General features: G+C 50.5%; 17 protein-coding genes, 1 tRNA gene and 3 pseudogenes. 2 read left to right on the forward strand and 19 right to left on the reverse strand.

Annotation, left to right across the window (positions count from 1 at the left end; genetic code table 11):
• From pknB to DW965_RS11345, 9 genes and pseudogenes are all read right to left on the reverse strand, one after another.
• Positions 1-2,268: a Stk1 family PASTA domain-containing Ser/Thr kinase gene (gene pknB, locus DW965_RS11305; RefSeq protein ID WP_117760488.1), complete on the reverse strand. Its 2,268-nt coding sequence runs from the start codon at positions 2,266-2,268 to the stop codon at positions 1-3.
• Entirely contained in the window at positions 2,262-3,005 is a 744-nt protein-coding gene (locus tag DW965_RS11310; protein ID WP_022463152.1) for a Stp1/IreP family PP2C-type Ser/Thr phosphatase, read from the reverse strand. Before DW965_RS11310 ends, pknB begins: the two co-directional genes overlap by 7 nt.
• A 30-nt stretch (positions 3,006-3,035) precedes the next feature.
• Positions 3,036-4,076, reverse strand: a complete 1,041-nt coding sequence (rlmN, locus tag DW965_RS11315; protein ID WP_055226967.1) for a 23S rRNA (adenine(2503)-C(2))-methyltransferase RlmN — start codon at positions 4,074-4,076, stop codon at positions 3,036-3,038.
• A gap of 3 nt (positions 4,077-4,079) precedes the next feature.
• Complete coding sequence (gene rsmB, locus DW965_RS11320) at positions 4,080-5,444, reverse strand: 16S rRNA (cytosine(967)-C(5))-methyltransferase RsmB (protein WP_117760489.1); 1,365 nt, start codon at positions 5,442-5,444, stop codon at positions 4,080-4,082.
• Entirely contained in the window at positions 5,437-6,132 is a 696-nt protein-coding gene (locus tag DW965_RS11325; protein ID WP_117760490.1) for a zinc metallopeptidase, read from the reverse strand. The genes rsmB and DW965_RS11325 overlap by 8 nt, the downstream gene beginning before the upstream one ends.
• Positions 6,133-6,218: 86 nt before the next feature.
• Positions 6,219-7,190, reverse strand: a complete 972-nt coding sequence (gene fmt, locus DW965_RS11330; RefSeq protein WP_055219781.1) for a methionyl-tRNA formyltransferase — start codon at positions 7,188-7,190, stop codon at positions 6,219-6,221.
• Between the two features lie 27 nt (positions 7,191-7,217).
• Positions 7,218-7,709: a peptide deformylase gene (gene def / locus DW965_RS11335; protein WP_055219778.1), complete on the reverse strand. Its 492-nt coding sequence runs from the start codon at positions 7,707-7,709 to the stop codon at positions 7,218-7,220.
• A gap of 63 nt (positions 7,710-7,772) precedes the next feature.
• Positions 7,773-10,001 carry a replication restart helicase PriA gene (gene priA / locus DW965_RS11340; protein WP_117760491.1) on the reverse strand — a complete coding sequence of 743 codons (2,229 nt, stop codon included), beginning with the start codon at positions 9,999-10,001 and terminating at the stop codon, positions 7,773-7,775.
• Positions 9,998-11,472, reverse strand: a pseudogene (locus DW965_RS11345) (UDP-N-acetylmuramoyl-L-alanyl-D-glutamate--2,6-diaminopimelate ligase). The gene priA and the pseudogene DW965_RS11345 overlap by 4 nt, the downstream one beginning before the upstream one ends.
• 197 nt (positions 11,473-11,669) lie before the next feature.
• Between DW965_RS11345 and arcC the strand changes: the two are divergent.
• Positions 11,670-12,599, forward strand: a complete 930-nt coding sequence (gene arcC, locus DW965_RS11350; RefSeq protein WP_022463144.1) for a carbamate kinase — start codon at positions 11,670-11,672, stop codon at positions 12,597-12,599.
• Positions 12,600-12,675: 76 nt separating this feature from the next.
• Here the strand turns inward: arcC and DW965_RS11355 are convergent.
• The 10 genes and pseudogenes from DW965_RS11355 to DW965_RS11400 all read right to left on the reverse strand — a co-directional run bounded on the left by DW965_RS11355 (position 12,676) and on the right by DW965_RS11400 (position 22,473).
• Positions 12,676-14,072: pseudogene (locus DW965_RS11355) on the reverse strand (glycine--tRNA ligase).
• 27 nt (positions 14,073-14,099) lie between these two features.
• The gene (locus DW965_RS11360) at positions 14,100-14,792 is read right to left on the reverse strand and encodes a hypothetical protein (protein WP_117509654.1); all 693 of its coding nucleotides are present in this window, start codon (positions 14,790-14,792) and stop codon (positions 14,100-14,102) included.
• A 25-nt stretch (positions 14,793-14,817) separates the two neighbouring features.
• Complete coding sequence (locus DW965_RS11365; RefSeq protein WP_055265795.1) at positions 14,818-16,098, reverse strand: adenylosuccinate synthase; 1,281 nt, start codon at positions 16,096-16,098, stop codon at positions 14,818-14,820.
• A 141-nt stretch (positions 16,099-16,239) separates the two neighbouring features.
• Positions 16,240-17,675, reverse strand: a pseudogene (purB, locus tag DW965_RS11370) (adenylosuccinate lyase).
• Between the two features lie 167 nt (positions 17,676-17,842).
• Positions 17,843-18,601 (reverse strand): amino acid ABC transporter ATP-binding protein, encoded by a 759-nt coding sequence (locus DW965_RS11375; protein WP_117760494.1) that lies wholly within the window; start codon positions 18,599-18,601, stop codon positions 17,843-17,845.
• 24 nt (positions 18,602-18,625) lie between these two features.
• Positions 18,626-19,273, reverse strand: a complete 648-nt coding sequence (locus DW965_RS11380; protein WP_022463138.1) for an amino acid ABC transporter permease — start codon at positions 19,271-19,273, stop codon at positions 18,626-18,628.
• Positions 19,274-19,279: 6 nt separating this feature from the next.
• Positions 19,280-20,134, reverse strand: coding sequence for an amino acid ABC transporter substrate-binding protein (locus DW965_RS11385; RefSeq protein WP_117509655.1), 855 nt, complete (start codon positions 20,132-20,134; stop codon positions 19,280-19,282).
• A 206-nt stretch (positions 20,135-20,340) separates the two neighbouring features.
• On the reverse strand, positions 20,341-21,465 hold the full coding sequence (alr, locus tag DW965_RS11390; protein ID WP_117509656.1) for an alanine racemase: 1,125 nt from the start codon (positions 21,463-21,465) through the stop codon (positions 20,341-20,343).
• A 111-nt stretch (positions 21,466-21,576) separates the two neighbouring features.
• A complete protein-coding gene (locus tag DW965_RS11395) occupies positions 21,577-22,032 on the reverse strand; it encodes an Lrp/AsnC family transcriptional regulator (RefSeq protein WP_022463135.1) in 456 nt (151 codons plus the stop codon).
• A gap of 174 nt (positions 22,033-22,206) precedes the next feature.
• Positions 22,207-22,473, reverse strand: coding sequence for a 4Fe-4S dicluster domain-containing protein (locus DW965_RS11400; protein WP_158554987.1), 267 nt, complete (start codon positions 22,471-22,473; stop codon positions 22,207-22,209).
• Between the two features lie 252 nt (positions 22,474-22,725).
• On the opposite strand from DW965_RS11400, the gene DW965_RS11405 reads away from it, so the two are divergent.
• Positions 22,726-22,796 (forward strand) — tRNA-Gly (locus tag DW965_RS11405).
• Positions 22,797-22,867: the final 71 nt, after the last annotated feature.

The following is a 22,867-nucleotide window of genomic DNA, read 5'->3' on the forward strand; positions in this document are numbered from 1 at the left end:
TCACCCTTCACTCAACGGAACCGATTGGTACTGTGCAATTGCCTGATAACTTCCGCTCGAATCCATCTCATAGAAGACGATTCTTCCGGTAGAAGAAGCAGACGATGAAGCACTCCAGTTGGTGTTGACAGAATACGGCCAGCTCGTAATGGCCTGTCCGTCCATGATGGTGATGGAGGTCTCGTTTCCGTTCCCATCATCCTGGATCAGCTCAATTTTTGCAATACCACCCTGATACTGATCCGGCGCACTTAAGGTCTGGCTGCAGGACCAGGTAACATCCGTAGCGGTATTTGCGCCCGGCTCTGCCGGTGTCGGGGTCGGTGTATTCTCATCCGGCGTCGTTGGCTGTGCACTCGGGCTATTGACATAAATCGTAACGTCAGAACCTTTCTTTACTTTGGTTCCGATTGCCGGGTCAACCTCCATGACTTCGCCCTCGGCCACCTTGCTGCTGGTTCCTGTTTTTACAATAATATTGAAATCGCTCAGGATTGATTTTGCTGTCTCCTCATCCAGGCCGATTACATCACGGATTGCAATTTCTTCCGCGTCCTTGGATCCCTTGCTGATCACCAGCGTAACGGTAGATTCCGGCGCAACCTGACTTCCCTCTGACGGGTCAACGGAAATAACCAAGCCTTCTGCAACGGTATCGCTGAAATCCTCTGTTGTGGAAACCTGCAGTCCCAGCTGAGTCAGTGCAGCACTTGCAGCGTCTTTCTGTGTTCCAACAATGCCGGTCGGAATGGTTACGGTTTCTTTTCCGGAGCTTACATAATACGTAATCGTTGCATTTTTATCGACTTTCGTTCCCGGTTTCAGATCCTGGCGGCAGATCTTTCCTGCCTCAATGACATCCGATGCCTCGGTTCCGCCGTTGACTACACCAAGGTTCAGGCTGTTTGCCAGATCGACGGCATCTGCCTCGGTTTTGTTGGTCAGATCCGGAACGGTTACTTTTTCCTCTTCTTTGCTGCTGGAAGAAACAACTTCCGTGCTGCTCGAAGATGATGCGGAACTGGAAGAAGCTGCGGTCGGTCCTTTTCCGCCGACAATGCCGGCTGCCTGTGCAATAAAGTAGATCAGCATGCAGATGATGATGGCTGCAATCGCAAAACCGCCGATTGTGATGATCTTTTCGAGTTTGTTTCCGGCTTTGTCATCGTCGTCGTCATCGTCGTAGTAGGAATCGTCGTCATCCTCATCGTAGGAATCGCGGTCATCCTCTTCTTCGTCCTCATCCTCGTCTTCTTCGTCCTCGTAGCTGTAATCTTCGTCCTCTTCCTCATCCTCGATCTTGCTGTAGCGCTTGCGGGCCGGCTCCTCTGCCGTCTGCGCATTTGCCTTTGCTGCTGCGCCGGAACGGATCTGGCTTAACTCCTCTGCGGATACCATAACAGTCTCGGCGTGAGAACTTAACGGAGTTACTTTTACGAAATTGCCCTGCGGCTCCATCAGCGAATGCTTCAAGTCGTCGATCAGCTCCGCCATGTTATTGTAACGGCGGTCCGGGCTCTTCTGGGTACATTTTAAGATAATCTGCTCCAGTGCGAACGGAAGGTTCGGGGTATATTTGGATGGAGATTCAATCTCCTCCTGCAGATGCTTGATTGCGATGGCAACGGTGGTGTCGCCGTCAAACGGCACTCTTCCGGTTACCATCTCGTACATGGTGATACCAAGGGAATAGATATCACTCTTATAGTCCGAATATCCGCCGCGCACCTGCTCCGGAGAGCTGTAATGTACGCTTCCCATAACGTTCGAACTGATCGTATTGGAAGAAGTTGCCTTTGCAATACCAAAGTCGGAAAGTTTTACTTTTCCGTCTGTGGAAATGATGATATTCTGCGGTTTGACATCGCGGTGTACAATATTGCGGTTGTGTGCTGCTTCAAGACCAAGGGAAACCTGAATGGCGATGCTGGTTGCCTCTTTTACGCTCAGTTTTCCTTTGCGGTCAATGTAATCCTTCAGAGTAATTCCCTCGACAAGCTCCATGACGATATAGTAAACGCCGCGGTCCTCCCCGACATCGTACACGTTTACAATATTCGGATGGGACAGTCCTGCTGCGGCCTGTGCCTCCGTGCGGAACTTGCGGATAAAGGTTTTATCCTCCCGGAATTCCGGTTTTAAAACCTTGACGGCCACCATGCGGTTCAGCTTGTGGTCTTTTGCTTTGTAGACATCAGCCATACCGCCGGAACCGATCCGGCTTATGATCTCATATCGTTCTCCTAAAATAACGCCCTCTTTTAACATTCTTTCACCTCGTTTGTAAATGGTTCAACGACAATGACTGCGATATTGTCTCTGCCGCCATTTGCATTTGCTTTATCAATTAAACGTTTCGCCTTGTCCTCACCGTCTTCTCGGCAGATGAGTTCGAAAATCTCCTCATCCGTTACCATGTTGGAAAGGCCGTCCGAGCACATCACCAATTGATTGCCCTCTTCAAGCTGAATGTCAAAGAAATCAATCTTTACGGTATCCTGTGTGCCTACTGCTCTGGTAATAATGTTTTTGTCCGGGTGATTCCGCGCCTGCTCGGGAGTGAGTTCTCCAAGGCGCACCATCTCTGCGATCAGGGAATGGTCCTGCGTCACCTGGTCAAACGTGCCATCTGCTGCCAGATACAGCCTGCTGTCTCCTACGTTTGCAACGTAGGCATAGTTGCCGACAACCGTAGCTACTACCATCGTCGTACCCATGCCTTCCATGGATATATCTCGTTTTGCCTGCTCAAAAATCTGGCTGTTTGCTGCTTCAATTCCATGCCGAATGATCCGCACCGGGTTGAAATTCGTATCTCTTTTTACAGATTCCACCAGTACAGAAACACCGTAACGCGAAGCAAAATCGCCCGCGTTATGGCCTCCCATGCCGTCTGCAACGACAAAGAGGTTCGGAAGGTTTCCGACCGGAGAGGCGGAGGCAAACACAAAATCCTGGTTCATCGTCCGTTTCTGTCCGATATCGGTTGCAGAAAATACCTTCATGCTTTTTTCTCCTGTATTGACAGCCGCTTTTTACGGCTGTTCGTTTGATTTATCGATAAAACTTTTTCTTAACTGTCCACAGGCTCCGTCAATATCGGCGCCCATTTCCCTTCTAATAGTAACATTAATTCCGTATTTTTCAAGTTTATTTTTGAAATTCTCTACGACTTTTTTCGTTGATTTCACGTAATCGCGCTCTTTGATCGGGTTGACCGGGATCAGATTTACATGACAGTTGATATCCGAAATCCGCGCGGAAAGCTCTTTTGCATCGGCTTCGCTGTCATTTTTCCCGCCAACGAGAGAGTACTCAAATGTAATCCGACGGCCTGTTTTTGCAAAGTAATTGCGGCATGCATCGAGAATTTCATCAATGGAATATTTATTGGCAATCGGCATCAGCTCGCGGCGCTTTTCATCGTTCGGCGCATGAAGGGAAAGTGCCAGGGTGATCTGGAGTCCCTCATCTGCCAATTTGTACATATTCGGCACGATTCCGCAGGTGGAAACGGTGATGTTTCTCTGGCTGATGTTGAGTCCTTCCTGGCTCGAAAGCAGCCGCACGAAGCGCACCAGATTGTCGTAGTTGTCCATCGGCTCACCCGTTCCCATGACAACCAGATTGGAGACCCGCTCCCCGGTGTCCTCCCAAATCCGGTAAATCTGGTCGAGCATCTCCGACGGAGTCAGGCACCGCACGAGTCCGCCGATTGTGGACGCGCAGAAGCGGCAGCCCATCCGGCAGCCGACCTGGGATGAGATGCAGACGGAATTTCCGTGGTGGTACTTCATCCAGACACTCTCGATCACGTTGCCGTCGCTAAGGCGGAACAGGTATTTTCTCGTTCCGTCGATTTTGGACTCCTGCACCTGCACTTTTTCGAGACAGGTAAGCGGATACTGTTCCTTTAATTTTTCCCGGAAGGCAAGCGAGAGATTCGTCATCTCATCGTAGCTGCCCGCCAGACGATGATGCATCCAGTCGTATAACTGTTTGGCACGGAACGGCTTTTCTCCCATCTGCTGGCAGGCGTCCTTTAATTCGTCTAAGGTCATTGATTTAATATCCATCTGTTACGCCCGTCCTTCCTCTGTTTTCCGGAATTTTGCAAGGAAAAATCCGTCTGTCTTGTGTACCCCCGGGATCAGCTGCAGCTGTCCTTTGGCCGTTTCTCCGCTTTTCAGCTCATCCGGCAGCAGTTCATCCAGACTGACTGCTTCAAACGGGAACTGTTCCAGAAACCATGCGGCATTCTCGCTGTTTTCTTTTCTGTTGACGGTACATGTGCTGTACAGCAGTGTGCCGCCCGGCTTTACGTACGATGCGGCATTTGCAAGGATTGCCCGCTGAATCCGTACCAGCTCCTCTTCTTTTTCTTTTGAAGCGTAATATTTGATATCCGGCTTTCTGCCGATGACGCCGTATCCGGTGCACGGCAGGTCTGCAATCACAACGTCCGCTTTTCCGATCCATTCCGCATCGAGCTGTTCCGCATCTTTTACCTTCGGCACGACGCAGGAAACACCTGCTCTCTGCACATTTTCCCGGATCAGATCGACCTTGTATTCGGTGAGATCACGCGCTTCCACGCATCCCTGATTTCTCATTTTATCTGCTGCATGGAGGCTCTTTCCGCCCGGTGCCGCGCAGAGATCCAGCACCTGGTCACCCGGCTTTGGATCCGCCAGATGCGCCGCCATCATGGAGCTCACATCCTGAATCTGGAACCGGCCTTCCTGGAAGGCATTCAGTGATGCGATCGTCTCAAAGTTTTTCAAATAGAACGCCTCGCCAAGATACGGCGCTTTTTCCAGCTCTGCCCCCTGGCTTTCCAGGCTTTTCTTCGTCTCCTCGATCGTATTGTTCCAGCGGTTGATACGGATCGTCACCTGTTTTTCTTTCAGGAAATCCGCCATCATCGTTTCTGCCGTTTCTTTTCCGTACTGGGATACGAACTCCTCAACCAGAAATTCCGGCATGGAGTATTTCACGGAAAGATACTGCGTAGTATTGTTCTCCTTCGGTATCGGCAGATGATCCTTCTCCCGCACAATCGTGCGCAGAACACCGTTGACAAAGCCCTTTAAGTTGTAAAAATGCTTCTTTTCCGCCAGTTTCACCGCCTCATTGACGACTGCCGAATCCGGTACTGCGTCAAGAAAACGGATCTGGTACACCGACATCCGTAAGATCGCACGAATCACCGGCTTGCATTTGTTGATCTTGATTTTGGAATACTGATTGATGATGTAGTCATTCTGGATACCGTATTCCACGGTTCCCTCGCAGACCCGCTTGATAAACGCACGGTCCTGCCGCGGCAGGAACTGGTATTTATCGAGGGCGTCCCTTACAGCAAGATGGCAGGGCGTTTTCTCCCTGTCCATCTCAAGCAGAATGTTCATAATCAGCTCTCTTGTATTGATTGTATCAGTCATCGTTTCTCCTAAATGCTCCGGATAAAACCAGCAGCCGGAGCAGCTGCAGCAAGGAACCGATTACGGCTGCCACGTATGTCATGGCTGCAGCCCAGAGTACTTTCTTGACCCCGTCGTGTTCCGTCTCTGTCACCATACCGCCCTCACTGAGCATTTTTAATGCTCTTCTCGACGCATCGAACTCGACCGGAAGTGTTACCACCTGGAATGCCAGTGCCAGCACAAACAGCCAGATACCGGCTTTCACCAGCATCGGAAGGCTGAAAATCAGTCCGATCAGGAACAGCGGCCAGAAAAGCTGGGATCCAAGGTTCGCTGCCGGAACAATGGCGCTTCTTACTTTCAGCGGCACGTAATCCGTATTGTGCTGTACGGCATGGCCGCACTCATGCGCTGCGACGCCGATCGCTGCGACCGAGGTTGAATCGTAAACCGCATCCGATAAATTCACGGTTTTTGTCCGCGGATCATAGTGGTCGGTCAGTTTACCGGATACGTGGCGGACGGTCACATCGTAGATGCCGGCCTGATGCAGAATGCGCATCGCCGCCTCGCGTCCCGTCATGCCGCTGTACGAGCGGACGGTCTGATATTTGCTGAAAATCGTGTTCATGCGGGCGGATACCGCCATGGAAATCAGTGCGGCAAGAATCACCAGCAGATACGTACTGTCATAAAAAAGTCCCATATCGTTTTTCTCCTTTTTTCTCAGGCACAGCAGCCATCACACCGCTGTGCAGTTCCCCGCCTTAACTTCAGGTTGCTTTTTCTCTTTTATTCGCCAAGTCTGGTACCCGGCTCGATCGCATAGCCGCGCAGGAAATCGGCGGTTTTCATCCGTTTCTTTCCTTCGAGCTGCAGCTCCTCGATCACCAGAATGCCGTCTCCCGTCTTTACATGGAGACCTGTCTCATCTGCCACCCAGACTTTTCCGGCACTCTTCGTCGGATTCTGTCCCGGAATTTTCGAAAACAGATCGCCGCCGAACATGGCAATGACTTTGGCATCCCAGATTTTCAGGTTCTTTCCGTTTACTTTTGTAAAAGCACTCGGCCACGGGCTCATCGCACGGATCTGACGTTCGATCTCAACGGCACTCTTCGTCCAGTCGATCTTTCCGTCTTCTTTTTTGATCATCCGCGCATACTCTGTAGTGCTTATCTCCGGCTGTTTTTCCGGTGTCACTTCGCCTTTTTCAAGTTTTGGAAGTGTCTCCACCAGAAGTTTTGCTCCGGCTGCGGCGAGCTTGTCAAAGAGACTGCCGCCGGTCTCATCTGCTGCAAGCGGAACTTCCACTTTCGTCAGCATATCGCCTGTGTCGAGGCCTTCATCCATCTTCATAATGGTTACGCCGCTCACTTCATCGCCGTTCATGACAGCCCACTGGATCGGCGCTGCTCCGCGGTAAGCCGGAAGCAGGGAGGCATGAACGTTGATGCATCCGTATTTCGGCATGTCCAAAATCTCTTTTGGAATAATCTGGCCGAATGCAACGACAACGATCACATCCGGCTCCATTTTCCGGATCTCCTCGATCGCCTCTGCATCCCGCACGCGGCGCGGCTGATAGACCGGAAGGCCGTGTTTTTCGGCTGCCTCTTTCACCGGTGTCGGCATCATCTGTTTTCCGCGGCCCTTCGGTTTGTCCGGCTGGGTCACAACGCCTGTGATCTCATAACCGGCCTCCACGAGTGCCTCAAGTGTTCCCACGGAGAAATCCGGGGTTCCCATAAATACCACTTTCATCTGAAGTCATCTCCTTTATTTTAAGACTTACTCTTCGTCCTCGTACTCCTCATACTCATCGTACGTGTTGTCCCAGAGTTCGCCTTCTACTTTTTCTGTATACATATGTCCGTCGAGGTGATCACACTCGTGGCAGATGCAGCGGGCAAGAAGTTCTGTTCCCTCCAGTTCAAACGGCTGCATGTCGCGGTCCAGTGCTCTTACCTTTACGTAATTCGGACGGGTTACTGTACCGGATTTTCCCGGAAGGCTTAAGCATCCTTCTGCTCCTGTCTGGCTTCCAGAAGTCTCCAGGATTTCCGGATTGATCAGAAGATGTGGGGTTCCATCCACATCCATGACTACGATTCTCTTTAAGATGCCGACCTGCGGTGCGGCAAGGCCGACACCGTTTGCCTCATACATGGTGTCAAACATGTCGTCGATCAGCTCGCTGATTCTTGGTGTCATCTTCTCCACCGGTCTGCATTTTTTCGTTAATACGCGGTCGCCTACGACTCTGATTTCTCTGATTGCCATAATTCTTTTCCTTTCTTTTGCTCTTCTATTATAAATAATCTATGTGTAAACAGTATGAAAAAACTAATACTTTCTGCTGAAGTCAAACTGTAAATAAACGGTACGGAAGCCTTTGTTAATCTCGATATACCGCTCCAGTTTTTCCCGCAGCCCTGCCAGCACCTCTTCCTGCGGCGCGCGTACATACACGGCCATGCGGTACAGGTCATTGATTTTCGACACTGCCTCACTTGCCGGGCCGATGATCTGGACTTCGCGGTTTCCCCGGATGCGGATGAGATATCTGCGAATGTATTCCATCGCCTGCGTCAGATGCGCTTCATCCTCCCCGGCTCCGTGGATCGCCAGAAGCTCCGCCGCCGGGGGATATCCCATCAGACGGCGGTAGTCCATTTCTTTCTCGTAAAATGTCCCGTAATCCTGCTCTGCCGCCGTCTGAATGCTGTAATGTTCGGGATGGTACGTCTGAATGACTGCCATTCCCGGCTTTTCGCCTCTTCCGGCGCGGCCGACTGCCTGCGTCAGCAGCTGGAACGTACGCTCCCCGGCACGGTAATCGACTGCATTCAGGGAGAGATCCGCCGCCAGCGCTCCCACCAGCGTGACATTCGGGAAATCGTGGCCTTTTACGATCATCTGGGTTCCAATCAGGATATCGGCCTTCCCCGCCGCAAATGAGGACAGGATTTCTTCATAACTGTTTTTCGTTTTTGTCGTGTCGCCGTCCATCCTAAGAACGCGTGCCTTTGGAAACAGCTTTTTCACGTTTTGCTCGATCTGCTGTGTGCCGGCACGGAAGCCGCCGATGTACGGGGAACCGCACGACGGGCACGCATGTACCTGCGGTGTTTCATAACCGCAGTAATGGCAGACGAGCTTTCCGTTATTGTGTGCTGTCAGTGATACATCGCAGTGCGGGCATTTCATCACATGGCCGCATGCACGGCACGAGACGAAGCCCGCATAGCCTCTGCGGTTCAGAAACAGTACAACCTGTTCCTTTTTTTCAAGCCGTTTTTCGATCTCTTCCCGCAGTTTTCCGGACAGAATCGAACGGTTTCCCATCTGTAATTCTTCCCGCATATCCGCGATCCATACGGACGGAAGTGCTGCATTTCCGTACCGCGCATCCATCCGGAACAGCGCGTACGCTCCCGTCTCGCAGGCGTAAGAAGCATCCACCGACGGCGTTGCCGAACCCATCACCACATGGGCATGCTCCAGCCCGGCGCGGCGCACGGCGGTCTCCCTTGCATGGTAGCGCGGCGTCACTTCACTTTTATAGGAGGTTTCATGCTCCTCATCGATTACGATCAGCCCCAGATCCGGAAACGGTGCAAAGAGTGCGGAACGCGGACCGATCATAATACTGACCTCCCCGCGCCGCGCGCGCTCCATCTGGTCGGCGCGCTCGGACGGTGTCATCCGCGAGTTGACCACCGTGACCCTTGTTCCAAACCGTGCGCAGAACCGCTCCACGTTCTGATACGTCAGCGCAATCTCCGGGATCAACACGATCACCTGTTTTCCTTCTGAGAGCACTCGCTCCATCAGCTCCATATAGACGAGCGTTTTGCCGCTTCCCGTCACACCGCGGATCAGGCAGGGGCGGTTCTGTCCTTCCCATTCCTTTCGAATGCCGTCCACCACGGCCTGCTGCTGTTCGTTTGGTTTTCCCGCAGTTGTTCTTCCTGCCGCATCAGATACCGGATTTCTCCAGGTGCTCGTACGGCGGATTTCCAACACGCCCTGCTCTTCCATCACGTGCAGCGTATCTGCCGTGATTTTCAGTTTCTTGCTCACAACCGGCCCTGGAAGAACCGGCTGGGCCAGCAGCGCGTTTAAGAGACGGATTCTCGCTTTATAATTTTTCTTTCTGTAGTTTTCCAGCAGCTCCTCACATCTCGCAGGATCTGCAAGAAGCGCAATTTCGCGGGTTTCTTTCCCGCGCGCCTTTACTTTGACTGGAAGCACCGTCTTTAACGCCTGGATCATCGTCGATCCGTACGTATGACGCATCCACGCGGCGAGCGCGATGAGCTTCGTCTCTACGGTCGCCGCATCCTTTTGTACCGCGAGGATGGCCTTCATCCGGTCCTGCGGATATTTCGGCTCGTTTCCGACGGAAAGCACATAGCCGGTGATCGTGCGGTTTCCGTTTCCAAACGGAATCTGTACCGCCGTTCCCGGACTGATCTCCCCTGTCAGTTCCGGCGGAACCTTGTACTGAAAGGTCCGGTCCAGTTTTTCATTTGTGATGTCTACGATTACATCAGCGTAAACGCTGCTCATACATTCCCCTTACTTTCTTCCAGTATTTCCCGGATCAGCACGCGCTCATCCATCTCGTACCGTTTCCCCTTCCGGATCTGATACGTTTCGTGGCCTTTTCCCGCGAGCACCACGAGATCGCCCGGCTGCCGGTTTTCGATCACATACCGGATCGCCTCCTTACGGTCTGCAATCTCAACGAAAGCGCCTTCTGTTTTCCCGATTCCCGTCCGGATATCGTCCAGAATCGCCTGTGGTTCCTCATCCCGCGGATTGTCCGAGGTGATGACGGTCAGATCCGCCAGACGCCCCGACACCTCTCCCATCTGGAATCTCCGGTCCCGCGCGCGGTTTCCGCCGCAGCCGAAGAGACAGATCAGGCGCTTCGATGGTACTTCCGCAGTGTCTTTAACAGGCTTTCGAGGCTCATCGCATTGTGTGCGTAGTCAATGAGAAGCGTCATTTCCGGATACACCGGAACTGCCTCACACCGCCCACGGACGCGGACTGCGGAAAGTGCCTCCTGCATCGCCTTTTCCGGGATTCCCATCTGCGCGCAGACCGCAATGGCGGCAAGCGAGTTGGAAACGGAAAACAGACCCGGCAGATCTACCCGTACCGGAAAATCCGCTGCGCCCTGCACCCGGTATGAGACACCGAGCACGCCGGGCGCCTGATCGAGTGCTGCATCTGCTGCCATAAAATCAGCTTTTTCCCTGCATCCGAATGTCACCAGACGGCAGGTGCTCTGCCTTATGATCTCCGGAAACCTTTTGTCATCCCGGTTTACAATTCCGGTTCTGCAGGTGCGAAGCAGCTTCTTTTTGCAGGACAGATATTCTGCAAACGATGCATGCTCCCCGGCGCCGATGTGGTCGTTTCCAATGTTGGTGAACACACCGTAATCAAACGTAATTCCATCACACCGGTGCTGTTTTTCCGCCTGCGAGGAAACCTCCATCACAACATGGGTGCAGCCCTCCCGCATCATTTCAGAAAACAGCTTCTGCAGCACAACAGGCTCCGGCGTTGTATTTTCTGACGGAATGCTTTTTTCCCCGATCCTCGTCTCGATCGTTCCGATGAGTCCTGCGCGTATCCCTGCTTTTCGCAGGATTTCGTAAATCATATATGCAGTCGTCGTCTTTCCCTTCGTGCCGGTCACTCCGATTGTCACAAGGTGCTGCGCCGGATCGTCCTCCCAGGCACAGGAAAGCTGTGCGAGTGCTTCTCTGCTGTCCTTTACTACGAGTACGGTTACCTTTTCCGGAATCCCTTCCAGTTCCCGCTCCGCAACCAGAACAGCAGCGCCCCTCTCGACTGCTTCTTCTGCATATACGTGCCCGTCCATCCTGTTTCCGCGGATGCAGACAAACACGTTCTGCGGCTGTACTTTTCTGCTGTCGCATGTGATTCCTGTAACTTCCGCATCCAGACTGCCCTGCTGGAGCTGATATGCGATCCGTTTTTGTAACGTGCGCATGTTTTTCATGCCGGGACCTCCCTTTCACGTTTCAAATCCCTACGACTCAGATACTTTTATAGAATACCATAGTCCGAAAAACATTTCAATGTGCGCAATGTCGGTTTCTTCTTGATTTTTGCCTCCATAAACTTTATAATAGTTCTATATTGATGCCTGGTTTTTTCGTATCAAAATCTATGAACTGCAAAGAGAGGTATCTTCCAATGAAAAGAAAAAAAATAGTTGTTGCACTGGGACACAAAGCTCTTGGAACGACGCTGCCGGAACAGAAAGCAGCCGTAAAACGTTCCGCAAAAGTAATCGCAGATCTCGTTGCTGCCGGCGCTGATGTTGTCATCACCCACAGCAATGCGCCGCAGGTCGGCATGATCCACATGGCGATGAATGAATTCGGCAAAATGCACACCGACTACAGCGCAGCCCCGATGTCTGTCTGCTCCGCTATGAGCGAAGGCTACATCGGCTACGACCTGCAGAACGCCATCCGTGCTGAGCTTCTCCGCAGGGGAATCTTCAAAACCACATCCACGATTCTTACACAGGTTGAAGTAGATCCGTACGACGATGCCTTCAACAATCCGGTCAAACTGATCGGCCGTACGCTTACCAAAGAGGAGGCTGACGCAGAGGAAGAAAAAGGAAACTACGTAACGAAAACCGAGGACGGCTACCGCCGAATCGTTGCTGCTCCGAAGCCGCAGGATATCGTAGAGATCGACTCCATCCGTCTTCTTCTCGATGCCGGACAGGTTGTCATCGCAGCAGGCGGCGGCGGAATCCCGGTTCTCCCACAGAATGAAGAGTTAAAGGGTGCATCCGCAGTCATCGAAAAAGACCTCACCAGCGGCCTGATGGCAGAAATGCTGAACGCAGACATGCTGATGATCCTGACCAGCGTGGAAAACGTTTCCATCAACTACGGTACCCCGGACGAAAAACCGCTGGAGCACATCACCGTTGCTGACGCGAAGAAATACATCGCAGAAGGCCAGTTCGGAGAAAACTCCATGCTGCCGAAGATGGAAGCAGCTGTTTCTTTCCTCGAGAAAGGCATCGGCCGTACCGCAGTCATCACTTCCATTGATTCCGCACTCGCCGGATTCCAGGGAAAAACAGGTACGATTATTGAGTAATACAAAGTATACAAAAAAGGATTCCCTCGAGTGGGAATCCTTTTTTTCTACTCTTTTTCCGGACTAAAAAGCCAGATTAGAAAGTAAATTTATCTGCAAAGTAAGCATCGAGATCCTCAATTTTAATTCTCTCCTGCTCCATGGTGTCACGGTCACGGACGGTAACAGCACCATCGGTCTCGGAATCGAAGTCGTAGGTGATGCAGTACGGAGTACCGATCTCATCCTGACGGCGATACCGTTTTCCGATATTTCCACGGTCATCAAACTCGCAGTTGTATTTCTTGGACAGCTCTGCAAAGACTTTCTCAGCGCCCTCGTTCAGCTCTTGGAAAGCGGAAGCACACCGATTTTTACCGGTGCCAGTGCCGGATGGAAATGCATCACGGTACGAACATCATTCTTCTCTGCGTCGAGAACTTCCTCGTCATAAGCGCTGCACAGGAATGCCAGAACGACACGGTCAGCACCAAGAGACGGCTCGATAACATACGGGATGTATTTCTCGTTCTTCTCTGGATCGAAATAGGTCATATCCTGTCCGGATACATTCTGATGCTGAGTCAGGTCGTAATCGGTACGGTCTGCGATTCCCCACAGCTCGCCCCATCCGAACGGGAACAGGAACTCGATATCGGTTGTTCCCTTGCTGTAGAAGCACAGCTCTTCCGGAGAATGGTCTCTTGCACGCATCTCTTCGTCTTTCATGCCGAGGCTCTTCAGCCAGTTGATGCAGAAGCCTCTCCAGTACTGGAACCAGTCAAGATCGGTGCCAGGCTCGCAGAAGAACTCCAGCTCCATCTGCTCGAACTCACGGGTACGGAAGGTGAAGTTACCCGGTGTAATCTCGTTACGGAAAGATTTACCGATCTGACCGATTCCGAACGGAATTTTCTTTCTGGAAGTACGCTGTACGTTTTTGAAGTTTACGAAGATACCCTGTGCAGTCTCCGGACGAAGATATACGGTGTTCTTCGCATCCTCTGTAACACCCTGGAAGGTTTTGAACATCAGGTTGAACTGACGGATATCGGTAAAATTATGTTTTCCGCAGGACGGACACGGAATCTGATGCTCCTCGATGAAGTTCTTCATCTCTTCCTGGGACCATGCGTCTACACTGCCGCCTTCGATTTCAATGCCTTTTTCCTCGCAGAAGTCTTCGATCAGCTTGTCTGCACGGAAACGCTCGTGGCACTCTTTACAGTCCATCAGAGGATCGGAAAATCCGCCGAGATGACCGGAAGCTACCCATGTCTGCGGGTTCATCAGGATCGCGCAGTCAACACCTACGTTGTGCGGGCTCTCCATCACGAATTTCTGCCACCATGCTTTTTTCACGTTGTTTTTCAGCTCAACACCGAGCGGGCCGTAATCCCAGGTATTTGCCAGGCCGCCGTAAATTTCGGAACCCGGATATACAAAACCTCTGGATTTTGCTACTGCCACAATTTTGTCCATTGTCTTTTCCATAGTTAGTTACTCCTCTATTTTATTTGTTTACTTACCATAAACAACAATAACAGGACTGGCAAGAAGAACGTCCTGCTCATATTCCTGCTCTGTTTCTTCTGTCTTAGTCTGCTCTGATGATGACGCAGAATCACTCTCTGTGGACTTTGTGGTCCACTCGCCGGCCGTATCCACCGTGTTTTTTCCTTTGATCACGGCTGTACCGGAAACGCAGAGCACCGGATCTTCCGTTACGATTTCCAGCGGCTCCTCGCAGACAATCACGCGTACATGCTTAACGCCTTTGACCGCATCTTCGACTGAAACCTCATTGCCTTTAGAATCGACAAAGGAAGCGGAAAAATCATATCCCGCTTCTTCTGCCTCATCCAGCGTGCCTGCGAAAAATTCTGCTCCGTGATAATCCGCGTAAGACTGGTAATCTCCGTATTCCATCCGGATCTCCACCTTGTCCTCTTTGATCTGGCATTTTTCCAGCTTCACGGAATCCGCATCGCCGCGCTCCTCTGTGAATTTTTTGATGTCATCCTCCACAAAGACCTTCAGTTCGTCTTCCGTGTAATCATCGTCTTTGCTGTAATCTTCCACAATAGCTTCTGTCACAACACCATTTTTGCTCACATAGACAGATGTCGTTGTCACATCTTTTAACTTCTCACAGCCCGACAGCAGCACGGAAGCCGCTGTCAGAACTGCGAGAAGCTGTCCTGCTTTTTTCATAAAAATCCTCTAAAAACCGCCTGAATTATTTGTTGCGGTAAATGATATCGTCTCTTCCCGGCCCGTTGGAGATCATGGTGATCGGGAATCCGATTTCTTTCTCTACAAACTCGATGTAGTTTCTGCAGTTTTCCGGCAGATCCTCATATTTCTTGATGCCGCGGATATCGCATTTCCAGCCCGGAAGCGTTTTCAGCACCGGTTTTGCTTTCTCAAGAATGCTGGTGTTCGGGAAATCGTGGATTTCTTTTCCGTCTACTTCGTATGCTGTGCAGACCGGAATCTCATCCAGATAGCCAAGTACGTCAAGTACGGTGAACGCTACATCGGTGGTACCCTGCATTCTGCAGCCGTAACGGGAAGCAACACAGTCGAACCATCCCATACGTCTCGGGCGGCCTGTGGTTGCACCGAACTCTCCGCCGTCTCCGCCGCGTCTTCTGAGCTCATCTGCCTCATCGCCGAAGATCTCGGAAACGAAAGCACCTGCTCCTACTGCGCTGGAGTAAGCTTTGCATACGGTTACGATTTTCTTGATTTCATATGGCGGAACACCTGCTCCTACTGCGCCGTAGCCGGCCAGTGTGGAAGAAGAAGTTACCATCGGGTAAATTCCGTGATCCGGGTCTTTTAAGGAACCAAGCTGACCCTCAAGCAGGATCTCCTTGCCTTCCTGAATCGCGTTCCACAGGAATGCGGAAGTATCGCATACGTATGGCTCAACCATTTTTTTGTATTCCATCAGCTCTGCATAGATCTCATCCGGATTTAACTGCGGTTTGTGATACAGATGCTCGAGCAGAATGTTCTTGGTTTCGCATACGGATTTCAGTTTCTCTTTCAGGTGCTCATCGTCGAACAACTCGTTTACCTGGAAACCGATTTTTGCATATTTATCTGAGTAGAACGGAGCGATACCGGATTTGGTGGAACCAAAGGATTTTCCGCCCAGACGCTCTTCCTCATACTGATCGAACAGGATGTGGTACGGCATTACCATCTGTGCACGGTCGGAAATTTTGATCTTCGGTGCCGGCACTCCCTTCGAAACGATCTCATTTAACTCTTTGATCAGAACCGGAATATTGAGTGCAACACCGTTTCCGATTACGCTTGTTGTGTGGCTGTAAAATACGCCGGATGGAAGGGTATGAAGTGCAAACTTTCCATAGTTGTTTACAATGGTATGGCCTGCATTCGCACCACCCTGGAAACGGACAATAATGTCTGCCTCTTTTGCGAGCATATCGGTAATCTTACCTTTTCCCTCGTCTCCCCAGTTTGCTCCTACTACTGCCTTAATCATGTGACATCCTCCTAATTCAACGTATACTTGCGGCCTCTTTGTTTCGGCCGTTCATGCATAGTATACCATGTTTTCTTCATAAGTAAAACTTATTATTACTTATAAAATTTGTTTTTTTATTATTTCTGTTTATCAAACGCATCAGACGTTGATTTCCGCAGTCATGCCAAGTGCCTCTTTGTTTGCCTCAAGCACCGGATTAACTACGTTCTTCAGGAATGCGTCAACCTGTACGGATGCGCGGCCTGTGTATTTGGACGGATCCATCGTCTTTTCCAGCTCTTCTTTGGTCAGATGGAACATCTCATCCGCTGCGATCAGATCCAGAAGATCATTATCGCGGCCTTCCTCTTTGACATGTTTTCCGGCGATCATGGACAGCTCGCGGATTCTCTCATGCAGCTCCTGACGGTCGCCGCCTGCTTTTACCGCATCCATCATGATATTCTCAGTTGCCATAAACGGAAGCTCTGCCATCATGTGTTTTAAGATAACCTTTGGATAAACCACAAGTCCGTCTACGACGTTCATGCACAGATCCAGGATACCGTCGATGGCAAGGAAGCCTTCCGGAATGGAAAGTCTCTTGTTTGCAGAGTCATCGAGGGTTCTCTCAAACCACTGTACAGAAGAGGTGATGGCCGGATTTAATGCATCGGTGATCACATAACGGGACAGGGATGCGATACGCTCGCTTCTCATCGGATTTCTCTTATATGCCATGGCGGAAGATCCGATCTGTCCTTTCTCGAACGGTTCCTCGACTTCTTTTAAGTGCTGCAGAAGACGGATATCGTTGGAGAATTTCGTTGCGCTTGCCGCAATGCCTGCCAGAACGTTTAATACTCTCGTATCGACTTTTCTGGAATACGTCTGTCCGGAAACAGGATAGCAGTTCTTGAAGCCCATTTTCTCAGCGATCATCGGATCGATCTTGTCGATGGTCTCCTGATCTCCTTCGAACAGCTCTAAAAAGCTTGCCTGTGTGCCTGTTGTTCCTTTGGAGCCGAGCAGCTTTAAGGTGCTCTGTACATACTCGAGATCTTCAAGGTCCATTAAGAACTCCTGCATCCACAGGGTTGCACGTTTTCCGACGGTGGTCGGCTGTGCCGGCTGGAAGTGGGTGAAGGCAAGGGTCGGCTGGTCTTTGTAGGTATCCGCAAATTTTGCCAGCTCAGCGATAACGTTCACCAGTTTTTTCTTCACCAGCTTTAAGGCTTCGTTCATGACAATGATATCGGTATTGTCGCCTACGTAGCAGCTGGTTGCTCCCAGATGGATGATTCCTTTTGCTTTCGGACACTGTACGCCGTAGGCATACACATGGGACATTACGTCATGACGGCAGACTTTCTCTCTTTCTTTTGCCACATCGTAGTTGATGTTCTCGGCATTTGCTTTCAGTTCTTCGATCTGCTCATCTGTAATAGAAAGTCCCAGTTCTTTTCTGTCTCAGCCAGCGCAATCCATAACTTTCTCCAGGTACGGAATTTCATATCCGGGGAGAAGATGTACTGCATCTCCTTGCTTGCATAACGTTCGGAAAGAGGGCTTACATATCTGTCAGTTCCGCTCATAGACACGATTCTCCTTTTCTTGTCAAAATGTGTATTCGGTTTCTCTTTTATCCCCGCTCTTTTTCATTCCCAAAAACAGAATGGGACGTATAAAGAGCGTGTTTGAAATACGTTTCAACCACGCTCTAGTATAACGCATGTTGTTTTTTTAGGCAAGTGCAACGTCGTTACTTCTCACGAAATTTTCCCAAAAAGCCCTGCATTCTGGCATTTTCGGAATCGAAGACTTCGTCCGGCGTTCCTTCCACGGCGATCACGCCCTGTTCCATAAAGATGACGCGGTTGGAAATCTCCCGGGCAAAATTCATCTCGTGGGTAACGATCACCATGGTCATATTCATCTCCGCAAGAGATTTGATGACCTTCAGCACCTCGCCTGTCAGCTCCGGGTCGAGCGCCGAAGTCGGCTCATCAAAAAAGAGCACCTTCGGATTCAGCATCAGCGCGCGCGCAATCGCAACCCTCTGACACTGACCGCCGGAAAGCTGACACGGATACGCCTTTTCTTTTCCTGTGAGCCCCATTTTCTGCAGCAGCTCTTCTGCCTGTGCTTCCACCTCCGCACGGTTGCGTTTCTGCACATGAATCGGCGCATCGCAGAGGTTTTTCATCACATCATAATGTGGAAACAGGTGGAAGCTCTGGAATACCATTCCAAAGTTTTCCTGAATTTTCCGCAGCACGGCCGGCTTTGCATAAACGGATTTTCCATTTTGCATGGTGACTGCCTGCTCGCCAAGATACGTCAGGTCACCGCCATCCATCGTCTCCAGCATCGCCGCACACCGCAGCAGCGTCGATTTTCCCGATCCCGACGGGCCGATGATCGAGAGCACCTCGCCCTCTTCTACTTTGAGGGAAATATCTTTTAACACTTCGAGATCCCCAAAGCTCTTTCTTACATGGTTCATTTCCAGATAAATCATATCGTTTTCCGCTCTCTTCTATAGTTAATGATAATAAGAAAATTTCTTTTCCAAAAGTTCCATCACCCACGCCACGACAAAGTTGAAGATGTAGTAGAAAATACCGGCGGCGACGAACGGAACCATCGTGGTCTTGGCCGCCGCGATCTGTTTTGCGATCGTGAACATTTCCACATAGGAAATGGAAAAGGCCAGCGACGTATCCTTGACCAGCGTAATCACCTCATTGGTGATCGCCGGCAGAATCCGTTTCACAACCTGCGGCAGAATAATGCGGACAAACGTCTGTCCCTTCGAATAACCAAGAAGCTTTGCTGCCTCGTACTGTCCACGATCCATCGAAACGATGCCGGAGCGGTAGATTTCTGCAAAATAGGCGCCGTAGTTTAAGGCAAATCCGGTGATAATCGCCGGAAAGCGCCATTTTCCGATGTTCATACCGAACAGATAGAACGGTCCGAAGTAAACCACCATGAGCTGCAGCATCAGAGGCGTGCCGCGCATCAGGGAGATATAGAGCCGGAAAATTCCGCTCACAATCCGGTTTTTCGACATACGCCCGAAGGCGATCAGCAGACCGAGCGGCAGGGAAAATACGAGCGTCAGGACAAATATCGAGATCGTTCCCGCCATTCCGGTACTAAGCTGTGATAGAATCATGGACAACTTCATGCTGCTTTACTCTCCTTTTTTCTCCAGACACACCATGTCTGCGATTCCGTATTTTTCTGCGAGCTTGTCGAATGTTCCGTCGGCCAGAACCTGCTGCAGGCCTTCGTTTACTTTATCGCAGAGCTCGGTATTTCCTTTTTTGAATCCGATCGCATATTTCTCAGAGTTCAGGTGCTCGTCGAGGATTTTGTATCCTTCTCCGCGGCTTTCCAGCTGATATTTGGCAACGCCGATATCCATGGCAACCGCATCGATGGAACCTGCCTGAAGCTCTACAAACGCATTGTTATAATCCGGGAACTGCTGCAGAGCGGCGAAAGTATCGGCGAGTTCTTTCTGACCGCCTTCTTCCTCACTCTGTAAAAGATCGAGTGCTGCGGATGCTGCCTGCACACCAACCGTCTTTCCTGCCAGATCGGACAGGCTGTTGATGCCGGAATTCTCAGATACGACCATCACCTGGCTGTTGTCCACGTACGGATCGGACCAGGTGTAATCGTCCTCTCTGCCGTTCATGGTAAAGCCGTTCCAGATGCAGTCAATCGCACCAGAATTCAGCTCGGTATCTTTCGCATCCCAGTTGATCGGGGTTTTTACCAGCTTCCAGCCGTAAATCTCGCAGACTGCCTCGGCGAGCTCCAGGTCAAATCCGGTGTAATCGCCGGTCTCATCGTCCATGTAGCCGTACGGCGGGTATTCTGCATCGAAGCCCACGGTAAAGGTTGTCGTTCCGTCTGCGGAAGAGGATGCTGCTCCTGCTGATGAGGCAGATGTTTTTGCTGTGTCTGCAAAGCCGCAGCCAGCCAGCAGGGCAGATACACAAAAGGCTGCTGTCAAAATGCTAACCATTTTCTTTTTCATAATAATCTTCTCCTTTTTTACGTGATCATGTTATCACTGTACTACGCTAAACTAATTGGTATCCTACCATACTCCGGCACCGCCTGTCAACCCGCACCGGTTAAATAATCCAGAAAACCTGTTCCAACACAAAAAAGTCTCCGAAACGGTCAGCAGATTCTGCTTTTTTCCGTCTTCGGAGACTTTGATTTTTCTATTTTGGATAACTATTTATAAACCCTTGTTACACGGCTGCTGATATCGCAGAGCATCTCGTAATCGAAACGTGCCGCCGGGTTGGCGATCTCTTCGATCGTGATGGTCTCATCCCCGTCGGTTCCGACAAGCGTTACAACGTCCTCCACCTGCACATCCGGGATGTCGGTCACGTCCACCATCATCTGATCCATACAGATTCTTCCGATGATCGGTGCTTTTTTCCCGTGGATCAGCACACAGCCCTGGTTCGAGAGAGCTCTCGGATAGCCGTCTGCATAGCCGGCTGAAACAGTTGCGATCCGTGTCATCGGTTTCTCGGTCACATACGTGGCACCGTAGCTGACGCCGATGCCCGGGCCGACTTCCTTCACATGGATGACATGGCTCTTCCAGGAAAGCGCCGGGATCAGATCGAGACGCTCTTTTTTTACCTTCTCGGATGGGTAAATGCCGTAGGTGATGATACCGGAACGCACCATCTCAAAGCGGTGATCGTCAAATTCCATGATTCCGGCGGAGTTGCAGATATGGCGAAGCGGAATCGTCACGCCGCGCTCTGCTAAAAGTGCCGTCATCTTATCATATTTTTCCATCTGCATCGAACAGTACGTCTTGTCTTCCTGATCGGCGCAGGAGAAATGCGTAAACATACCTTCCAGCTCGATGTGCGGAAGATCCGCGATTTTTGCCGCCTCATCCGCATCGTGCTCTGTCACCTGGAAGCCGATCCGCGTCATGCCGGTATCGACCGCGAGGTGTGCTTTTGCTTTCCGGTTCTGGCGTGCTGCCTCTTTTTCGAGGGCAAGTGCCTGTGCGTAGCTGTCGATCGTCTGAGTGATGTCGTATTCCACAAGGTCGCCGTACTGGGACGGGGACACGTAGCCGAGAATCAGGATCGGCGCGGAAATGCCGTTTTCTCTGAGCTCGACAGCCTCCTCGATGGTTGCGGTTGCAAAATAATCAACCTGGTTTTCCAGATAGGATGCTACCGGAACGGCACCGTGGCCGTAGGCGTTCGCTTTTACAACGCCAAGGAGTTTCACGCCCTCCGGTAGTCTTTTTTTCACTTCTCTGATGTTATGCCCGATCGCTTCGAGTGAAATCTCTGCATAACAGCGTAAGTATCTGTTCACTTTTTTCCTTCTTTCTTTCCGTACTTTTTCTGAGACGCCAAAACGTGCCTGAAAACTCTTTCGGATTATTTTCAGACACGCTCTCGTATCAGATTCCGGCTGTGCCGGTTTTTATTTGTCCGGTCTGCGGATGGCGGAATAGATATTTTTTACATTTTTCAGCACTACATGCGTTCTTGTCGCATCGACGCCCGGAAGGCTCATCACCTGGCGGTGGATTTCTTCGAGTTCGTCGGATGAGTGACAGGAAATGCGGATAATCAAATCAAAATCTCCGGTCTGATAATAGCAGGATACGATGTACTCCAGTTTCTGGATCGCATCTGCAAAACTGTCAAAGAACTTCGGATGCTCCAGGCTGACTTCCATCAGCGCGGTCATCTCATTTCCCGTTTTCTTTTCGTCTACAATAATGGTGTATTCTTTAATCACTCCGGTTTCTTCCATTTTACGGATTCTCTCGATGACTGCAGAAACCGATAAATGAATCTCTTTGCTGATATTGGAAGCCGTCTCGCGGGCATTTTTCTGCAATATCTTCAGAATCTTATAATCAATGGCATCCATGTATTTTTCCTCCCATAAGAATTGACAGGGCTCTTCTTTCCAGATTTTAGCATAAAATTTCCCTGTCACTACCTTTCTATTATATCAAATTTTTCAGATAAGTCCAGTTTTTCCCAAAATATTTTATAGAAAGATTAGAATGCTTCTTTAAATTGCACAGATGCTCCTTTTTTCCTATTCTCCGAAGGTTTCCGCAATATCCTGCATCAGAATGCCGATCCCGAGGTGCTGCGGGCACTGCTTTTCACAGCGATAACAGTTGATGCAGTCATCGGCACGTTTGTCCTGACGCTCATACTCTGCACGAACCGCTTCGACGCCTTCCGTCGCTGTCCGGTTGTAAAGCGCAAACAAACCCGGGATGTTGATTTTTACCATGCACGGCATACAGCTCTGACAACCGGTGCAGCAAACCAGAAGTTCTGTTCCATTTTCCTGCATAGGGAAATTCCCCCTTTTTTGCTTTTCCGTTTTTCTATTATAGTACATTTCCCGTTCTGGAACAAGGCTGATCTTTGCGGACATTTTCACGCCCCTTTCACCCTGAATTTTCTCCTTTTTCAGTGTTTTGAAAATTTTTTAATTTTTTTCAAAAAAGGGGTTGACTTTTTCTCAGCTTTCCTGTAGAATACGTTTTGTCAGTGAGGCACGGCAGTCAACAAGACAGAGAAAAAAAATCAGTGCCCATCATCTGCGGGTGTAGTTCAATGGTAGAACACCAGCCTTCCAAGCTGGATACGTGGGTTCGATTCCCATCACCCGCTTCATCCAAAAGGATGTATATGCGCGAGTGGCTCAGGGGTGGAGTAACAACTGCCAAGGTTGGGGTCGCGGG

Source organism: Blautia sp. AM47-4, from assembly GCF_003479865.1.
GTDB lineage: Bacteria > Bacillota > Clostridia > Lachnospirales > Lachnospiraceae > Fusicatenibacter > Fusicatenibacter saccharivorans.

Excerpts from the sequence above, each read along its gene's own strand:
- pknB (WP_117760488.1), bottom strand. The coding sequence starts at position 2,268 with ATGTTAAAAGAGGGCGTTATTTTAGGAGAACGATATGAGATCATAAGC.
- DW965_RS11310 (WP_022463152.1), bottom strand. The coding sequence starts at position 3,005 with ATGAAGGTATTTTCTGCAACCGATATCGGACAGAAACGGACGATGAAC.
- rlmN (WP_055226967.1), bottom strand. The coding sequence starts at position 4,076 with ATGGATATTAAATCAATGACCTTAGACGAATTAAAGGACGCCTGCCAG.
- rsmB (WP_117760489.1), bottom strand. The coding sequence starts at position 5,444 with ATGACTGATACAATCAATACAAGAGAGCTGATTATGAACATTCTGCTT.
- DW965_RS11325 (WP_117760490.1), bottom strand. The coding sequence starts at position 6,132 with ATGGGACTTTTTTATGACAGTACGTATCTGCTGGTGATTCTTGCCGCA.
- fmt (WP_055219781.1), bottom strand. The coding sequence starts at position 7,190 with ATGAAAGTGGTATTTATGGGAACCCCGGATTTCTCCGTGGGAACACTT.
- def (WP_055219778.1), bottom strand. The coding sequence starts at position 7,709 with ATGGCAATCAGAGAAATCAGAGTCGTAGGCGACCGCGTATTAACGAAA.
- priA (WP_117760491.1), bottom strand. The coding sequence starts at position 10,001 with ATGAGCAGCGTTTACGCTGATGTAATCGTAGACATCACAAATGAAAAA.
- arcC (WP_022463144.1), top strand. The coding sequence starts at position 11,670 with ATGAAAAGAAAAAAAATAGTTGTTGCACTGGGACACAAAGCTCTTGGA.
- DW965_RS11360 (WP_117509654.1), bottom strand. The coding sequence starts at position 14,792 with ATGAAAAAAGCAGGACAGCTTCTCGCAGTTCTGACAGCGGCTTCCGTG.
- DW965_RS11365 (WP_055265795.1), bottom strand. The coding sequence starts at position 16,098 with ATGATTAAGGCAGTAGTAGGAGCAAACTGGGGAGACGAGGGAAAAGGT.
- DW965_RS11375 (WP_117760494.1), bottom strand. The coding sequence starts at position 18,601 with ATGATTTATCTGGAAATGAACCATGTAAGAAAGAGCTTTGGGGATCTC.
- DW965_RS11380 (WP_022463138.1), bottom strand. The coding sequence starts at position 19,273 with ATGAAGTTGTCCATGATTCTATCACAGCTTAGTACCGGAATGGCGGGA.
- DW965_RS11385 (WP_117509655.1), bottom strand. The coding sequence starts at position 20,134 with ATGAAAAAGAAAATGGTTAGCATTTTGACAGCAGCCTTTTGTGTATCT.
- DW965_RS11395 (WP_022463135.1), bottom strand. The coding sequence starts at position 22,032 with ATGGATGCCATTGATTATAAGATTCTGAAGATATTGCAGAAAAATGCC.
- DW965_RS11400 (WP_158554987.1), bottom strand. The coding sequence starts at position 22,473 with ATGCAGGAAAATGGAACAGAACTTCTGGTTTGCTGCACCGGTTGTCAG.